We start from the raw sequence: 6,000 nt of genomic DNA, 5'->3' as shown, positions 1-6,000 counted from the left end.
GCCGCCTATCGGCCTCGCCGCCCCGACCGTGGCGCCTCACACGTCTCAAAATCGCACGCCTGATCGATGCATCACGCGAATTAAACGCTCCTGCAACGGCTCTCAAGGCTGAGAATTGTTGTTTCATGCTACTGGGTACATTTGTTCCCTTTTCTCCTGTTGAGCAGTAGACTTGCCGCAACAAGAAGCTCAGGCTGGAGTCGCTGAGCTTGTCGGGTCAGGCAGTGTCATTGGGGGCGTCATGTCGGAGTGGAGGGGCGATGGCGGCAGTCGGCATGCCGCACCTGCGGGCGCAGCGGATGGTCACGGTGATTGCACGCATGTCCTGACGGTGTCGATGACGGCGGAGGTCTTGGAGCACTTCCTGACGCATGGGGTGTGGCCGCAGTTCGCGGTTGTCGATGGTCGGGTCGAGGCGCTGCTCCCCGATCCGATGCCTGGGCAGGCGTCGGCCGACCGTCCTGAGGCTGGTGGAGAGTCCGTCTGGGAGCCGTCTGAGGCACCTGGAGTCGCAATGGGACCGTCGGGTGAATCCACCGCCGACCGCGGTCCTGCCAACGGCGGCGACGGTGGCGACCCTGGCGACGGCGGCGACCCTGCCAGCGACGGTGGTCGCGTCACGGACGGTGGCCCTTGGACTCACAGCGACCCTGCCTGCGACACCGCTCTTGCCGCCTGCGGTAGGGCCGCCGGCTCTGGGTTCGCTCCCGACGGTGGCGGCGAAGCGAGCTTGGGCGAGCCATGTCCGGGGGTGTCTGGCGAGACTGGCGCGGAGGGCTGCTGGGAGTTCCCGGACGACTTCACGCTGGCGCAGGCGTCGGCAGAGTTGACGGAGTTGGAGACGCGGTCCGCACGGCAGGAGGTGCGGCGGGCGGCGTTGTTGGGGTGGATGGTCCAGCAGCAGACGCTCATCGACGTGCACCGCTGGCAGATCGAGAACGCGACCGTCGACGAGCCGTGCGCAACGAGCCTAGCGGCGATGCAGGCGAAGGCGCGGACCTCGATCACCGACACAGCCACGGCCGTGTGCGGCGGATTCCGCGCCACCTGGGTCGACCGGGCCCGGGTCGGGACCGCCCCTGAGCCGCTGGCGTCAACCCTGACCGCGGCCGTTGGAGAGGGTGCGCTGACGATGCGCCAGGCGTCGCAGCTGCTCAAGGAGTCCGGTGAGCTCGATATCACCAGCGGGCAGCGTGAGTTCATGATCGATCAGGTCGTCGAGCACGCCAGGGGCTACCACGACAGGCGTGGGATCCCAGTCTCGCAAGGCCTGTTCCGCACTCGCCTACGCCGCGCGGCGCACCACGTCGCGGGTCCTGCCAAGCAGGAGAAGGCAGTGCAGGACCGGCGCGAAGTCCGCCTGCTCCGCCTCGAAGACCGCGCCGGGGGCCTTGAGGTCACCGGCCCCGAGACCCGTGTCATCGCCGCGATGACCCGCCTGGACGCCATCGCCAAGAGCGCCAAGGCCGCCGGTGACCAACGGACGTTGGCCCAGCTGCGCGCCGACGCCGCGCTTGACCTGCTCATCTTCGGCCAACCGCGTGACGAGGACGCAACGAGCATCGACGTCCCAGAGGGGGGCGGCTGGCCGCCCGCCGTCGTCAACGTTGTCATCTCCGCCGCGTCGCTCCTGGGCGCCAACGACTTCCCCGGCCTGATGGAGGACACCCTGATCGATGCCCACACCGTGCGCGATCTCGCCCACGGGCGCGGCAGCGTCTGGCGGCGGATCGTGGCTGACCCCGTCACCGGGTACGCCATGAACGCCACCGTCGACTCCTACCGACCCACCGCCGAGATGGCCCGCGTCGTTAGGGCCCGGGACGGACAGTGCCGGTCGCCGGGATGCACCCGCCCCGCCGCTCGTACAGAGCTGGACCATGTGCAAGAACGCCGCGACGACGGACCCACCCGCGGCACCAACTTTCAGACCCTTTGCCCGGTGCACCACCGCCTCAAGAGCCGCCGCCACTGGGACGCCCAGATCGACACCGACGGCGTCGTCACCTGGCGCCTCGCCGACGGCACCATCACCAGCACCCACCCGATGGACTACCGAGACTTCGGCATCCACGACATCACACCCGACCGCGGCGAACCGGGGCCGGCCGATGACTCCGGCGGCGGCACGGTCGTACCCATTGACCCGCACGACAACCCCGTCGCGGCGTACCACGCGGGTCTGGAGCTCGACCTGCAACTCGAACTGGCCCGAGACAACGAGCAACTACGCGAGCAGGTCGAGTCGCTGCGGTCCCAGCTCGACCTGGCCAACACTTACCTCAGCAAGAATCCGCCGTTCTAGCCGCCGCGCGGGCGCGTAGGCTCAGGTGGCAGGCAAGATGGCCCACATGCTCAGCGTCGACCTTGCCCAGCGGCTCGCGGCGGCTGGTGTCATGTGGCACCCGGCCCCCGGCGATCGGTTCACGATCACCGCCGAGCAGCTGCTCGGCGACGTGTTCTGGATCAGCGAGCTGACGATCGAGCTGCACCACTACGGCGGGCAGAGCGTGCTGGGGTTCAACGGGACCACCGAATGGGCCCTCGATTCCGTCTCCCTCGACCAGGCCTTGTGGATCCCCCGCGAAGACCAACTCCGCGAACTCCTCGGCGACCGGCTGCTCAGCGTCCACCGAAACGCCGCCGGTTGGCGGGTCGTCACCCAGGGCATCGGCGGCGACGCCCTCGACACCGACGACGCCGACCTCGAATGCGCCTACGCCCGCGCCCTGCTTGCCGCGACCTGATCTGAGCAAGTCAGTGGGCGAGCCTCACTCCAACCACGATTCCGGGCCCAGGGACCCCGCGGGGTACTCCTCCAGCGGAACCTCGCCAGCCCGCCACGCCTCCACCACCGGAGTGACGATGCGCCAGCACTCCTGCGCCATGTCGCCGCGCACCGACAGGATCGGGTTGCCGTCCATGATGTGCCCCAGGATCTCGCCGTACGGGCGCAGGGTGCTCGGCCCGATGTCCGCCGACAGCGAGGTGCGCTCCAGCTCGAAGTGATCGCCCTCGCCGTTCGTCATGATCTCCAGAGTCAACCGCTCCGGGTTCATGTCGATGACCAGACGGTTGGCCGGCGGCGGCTGCGGCTCGAAGCCAGCCGGCAAGTGGTTCACCGGCCGAAACGTCACGACGATTCGCCGGCAACCGCGCGCCATTGCCTTGCCGCTGCGCAGCGTGAACGGCACCCCCGCCCACCGCGAGTTCCGGATCGCCACCGTCACCTCGGCTAGCGTCTCGGTGCCCCGCTCCGGATCGACACCCGGCTCGTCCACGTAGTTCGGGATGTCCGCGCCGTCGATGGTGCCCGCCGTGTACCGCGCCCGCCGCGAGGCCTTCAGCGGGCAGTCCTGCCACAGCCGCATCGCCCGCAACACATGCGTCAGCAGGTCGCGGAATTCGTGATCGTCGATCGCCGCCGGGTCCTCCATCGCCACCAGGGCGCACACCAGCAGCAGGTGGCTCTGGATCATGTCGGCCAGCGCCCCGGCCTTGTCGTAGTAGCCGGCCCGCCCCTCCAACGCCAGCGTCTCGTCGAAGGCGATCTCGACCCGCTCGATGTTCGTGGCGTTCCACACCGGCTCGAAGATGCGGTTGGCGAACCGAAACCCCAGCAGGTTGAGCACCGCCCCTTTGCCAAGAAAATGGTCGATGCGAAAGATCTGCTCCTCGGCCGCGAACCGGTAGAGCACCTGATTCAATCGGGCCGCGGATGCCGAGTCCGTGCCGAACGGCTTCTCCAGGCCGAGCCGGAACGTTGCGGGCACATCCATCGACGCCAACAACACACAAATCTTGGCAGTCACCGCTGGGGGCAACGCGAAGTAGAGCACGACCTGACCAGTGCCCAGGGACTCCACGAATCGGCCGAGTTCGACATCCTTCAACAAGTCGATCCGCTCGTACCGCGACCCACTCGCCACCCGCCTGGCGTCGGCGGTCCGGGCCCCGCCCTCACGCAACCGGTCGAGCACCAAGTCGTGCCAGCGCGCCTCGTCGAACTCATCCACGGCCGCACCCACTAACGTCACCCGGCGATGCGGCTCCGCCTTGAGCAGTGTGCCCAGCCCGGGCAGCAGCAACCGCTGCGTCAGGTCACCGGAGGCGCCGAAGATCACCAAGGTGACCGGCTCATCCGCTTTCGTGTGCGCGGCCTCCTTGGCCATCACTGCCTCCTGCGGCTCAGTGGGCGGAATCGGGCGGCGTCGCCCGAACCGACGGTAACCCGAGACACCCGCGAACTCACTCGCAGACGCGGGTCACCTCGAATGGCGGCTCAGCGACGTCGGCGGGCGGTGCCGAAGATGCTGCGGGTGATCTCGCGACCCAACGCCGTGCCGGCGCTGCGCAGCATCGAGCGGACCATCGGCGAGCCCATGACCTGCTCAACCATGCCGGGCTCCTCCTTCGGCGCGCGTCGCGGCGCCGGAGCCTCGGCCGGCGCGGGAGCAGGAGCAGGAGTCGGAGTCGGTGCGGGTGCGGCCGCCGGTTCGGGCGCCTTGGCCAGCCGCTGGGTCAACATCTCGTAGGCGGACTCGCGATCGATGGCCTGGGCGTAGGTCGCCTTGAGTGGGGAGGCGTCGACAATCGCGGTCATCGCGGCCTCGTCGATCGGGGCCATCAGCGACTGCGGCGCCCGCATCCGCGTCCACGCCACCGGCGTCGGAGCGCCCCGCTCCGAGAGCACCGTGACGACGGCCTCGCCCGTGCCGAGCTGGGTCAGCAACTCCCCCAGGTCGTAGCCGCTCTTGGGGAAGGTCTTGACGGTCGCGGCGAGCGCTTTGGCGTCCTCAGGCGTGAACGCTCGCAGGGCGTGCTGCACCCGGTTGCCGAGTTGGCCGAGCACCCCGGCGGGCACGTCGCGCGGGGTCTGGGTGACGAAGAAGATGCCGACGCCCTTGGAGCGGATGAGTCGCACGGTCTGCTCGATCTGCTCCAAGAACGGCTTGCTCGCCCCGTTGAACAGCAGGTGCGCCTCGTCGAAGAAGAACACGAGCTTCGGCTTGTCGACGTCCCCGACTTCCGGCAGGTCTTGGAAGAGGTCGGCGAGCAGCCACATGAGGAACGTCGAGAACACCCGCGGCCGGTCTTGCACCGCGGGCAGCTCGAGGCAGGAGATGACGCCGCGCCCATCGTCGGTGGTGCGCAGCAGCACGCTGGTGTCCAGCTCGGGCTCGCCGAAGAACACCTCGGCGCCCTGGTCGGCGAACGCGATGAGCTGGCGCAGGATGACCCCGGCGGTCGCCGACGAGAGCCCGCCGAGTTCCTTGAGATCGGCCTTGCCCTCGTCCGAGGTCAGATGCTGCACGACGGCGCGCAGGTCCTTGAGATCGAGCATCGGCAGGCCACGCTTGTCGGCGTAGTGGAACACCAGGCCCAGGCTCGACTCCTGAGTGGCGTTCAGGTCGAGCACCTTGGCCAGCAACGTCGGGCCGAAATCGGTGATCGTCGCCCGGATCGGCACGCCCGTGCCCTGCCCGCCGAGGGTGAACAGCTCGACCGGGAAGCCCTGCGCCTCCCACGTCTGTCCGACGTCGGCGGCGCGAGCGCTCACCTTGTCATTGGGGGTTCCCGGAGCCGCCAACCCGGACAGGTCGCCCTTCATATCGGCCAGGAACACCGGCACGCCGTTGGCGGCCAGCTGCTCGGCCATCAGCTGCAGGGTCTTGGTCTTGCCGGTGCCGGTCGCGCCGGCGACGAGGCCATGCCGGTTCATCACCGACAGCGGCAGGTTGACCGCAACATCCGGGTGCGCCGTGCCGGCGCCGCTGACTGCGGCCCCCAACTGCATAGCTGCCCCGGAGAACGAGTAGCCGGTGCGAATGGCCTCGAGCTGGCCGTCGGTTTCGGGCTTGGAAGTGCTCACAGGCGCGAGCGTAACCGCTCGCCGCGGGCAGGCACCGGCACTCATGGTCGAGTGAGTTCGGCCACAACGGGATTCGCCAAACACGCCAAGTGCCCGACACGATCCGTCAGCGTTTCGAACTTGGGCTT

The 6,000-nt window shown here is 68.7% G+C and carries 4 protein-coding genes; 2 read left to right on the top strand and 2 right to left on the bottom strand.

All coding sequences use genetic code 11. The annotated features are described in order from the left end of the window. The first annotated feature begins 751 nt into the window (after nt 1-751). Both KILIM_RS22750 and KILIM_RS18175 read left to right on the top strand, forming a co-directional pair. Nucleotides 752-2,305: an HNH endonuclease gene (locus tag KILIM_RS22750; protein ID WP_051988882.1), complete on the top strand. Its 1,554-nt coding sequence runs from the start codon at nt 752-754 to the stop codon at nt 2,303-2,305. Nucleotides 2,306-2,351: 46 nt separating this feature from the next. Then, a complete protein-coding gene (locus KILIM_RS18175) occupies nt 2,352-2,747 on the top strand; it encodes a hypothetical protein (protein ID WP_040563810.1) in 396 nt (131 codons plus the stop codon). A 24-nt stretch (nt 2,748-2,771) separates the two neighbouring features. Here the strand turns inward: KILIM_RS18175 and KILIM_RS18170 are convergent, their stop codons facing one another. After that, nucleotides 2,772-4,172 carry a glucose-6-phosphate dehydrogenase gene (locus KILIM_RS18170; RefSeq protein ID WP_006594198.1) on the bottom strand — a complete coding sequence of 467 codons (1,401 nt, stop codon included), beginning with the start codon at nt 4,170-4,172 and terminating at the stop codon, nt 2,772-2,774. Between the two features lie 110 nt (nt 4,173-4,282). Next, nucleotides 4,283-5,797, bottom strand: coding sequence for a helicase HerA-like domain-containing protein (locus tag KILIM_RS18165; protein WP_218880721.1), 1,515 nt, complete (start codon nt 5,795-5,797; stop codon nt 4,283-4,285). Nucleotides 5,798-6,000 lie beyond the last annotated feature (203 nt).

The organism is Kineosphaera limosa NBRC 100340, from assembly GCF_000298215.1.
Lineage (GTDB): Bacteria > Actinomycetota > Actinomycetes > Actinomycetales > Dermatophilaceae > Kineosphaera > Kineosphaera limosa.
Note: the sequence above shows the minus strand (reverse complement) of the source record. Positions and strands in the feature narration are given on the sequence as shown.

What these genes read in the sequence shown, in the direction of transcription:
- KILIM_RS18165 (WP_218880721.1), bottom strand. Translation starts at nt 5,797, where the DNA reads ATGCAGTTGGGGGCCGCAGTCAGCGGCGCCGGCACGGCGCACCCGGAT.
- KILIM_RS18175 (WP_040563810.1), top strand. Translation starts at nt 2,352, where the DNA reads ATGCTCAGCGTCGACCTTGCCCAGCGGCTCGCGGCGGCTGGTGTCATG.
- KILIM_RS18170 (WP_006594198.1), bottom strand. Translation starts at nt 4,172, where the DNA reads ATGGCCAAGGAGGCCGCGCACACGAAAGCGGATGAGCCGGTCACCTTG.